General features: G+C 68.4%; 1 protein-coding gene. It reads right to left on the bottom strand.

What is annotated here, in order from left to right; all coding sequences use genetic code 11:
• Positions 1–665, bottom strand: a 665-nt coding sequence (locus ACLQ2X_RS28415) for a beta-ketoacyl synthase N-terminal-like domain-containing protein (protein WP_425684144.1), incomplete at both ends; no start/stop codon positions are given.

Raw genomic sequence — 665 nt, 5'->3', positions numbered from 1 at the left:
GAACACGCCGTATCCACCGTCACCGCAGGCCCCTCCAACCCGAAGTGATACGCCACCCGACCAGACGCGATACTGCCTCCGACTCCGAGAAAGCCCTCCATGTTGTCGACGGCCTGGTGCACCACGGAGGAGTAGTCGTGGTACATGACGCCCGCGAAGACACCGGTGCGGCTGCCGCGTAGCGAGTCCGGGGCGATGCCCGCCCGTTCGAACGCCTCCCACGACGTCTCCAACAACAACCGGTGCTGCGGATCCATCGCGGTCGCCTCCCGCGGACTGATCCCGAAGAACTCCGGATCGAAGTCGGCGGCGTCGTAGAGGAAACCACCACGACGCGTGTACGTCGTTCCCCGATGGTCGGGGTCGTCGTGGAACAGGTTCTCCAGATCCCAACCCCGGTCGGTGGGGAACTCGCCGACCCCGTCCGTTCCAGCGGCGACCAGGTCCCACAGACCCTCGGCGTCCCGGATCCCGCCCGGGTAACGGCAGGCGACCCCCACGATCGCGATCGGCTCCGCGCCGGAGTCCCCGGCTGCGACGGTCGGCGGCATCGGCACGTCCGCCGGCTCGGCGGAGCCCCGCACCGTCCGCAGGATGTGGTCGGCGATGGCGGCGGGAGTCGGATAATCGAAAATCAACGTCGCCGGCAACCGCAACCCCGTCAC

Origin of the sequence: Micromonospora sp. DT31 (assembly GCF_049841795.1) — a bacterium.
GTDB lineage: Bacteria > Actinomycetota > Actinomycetes > Mycobacteriales > Micromonosporaceae > Micromonospora.
The sequence above is the reverse complement of the archived record's forward strand: the minus strand, read 5'-3'. Positions and strand labels throughout refer to the sequence as shown.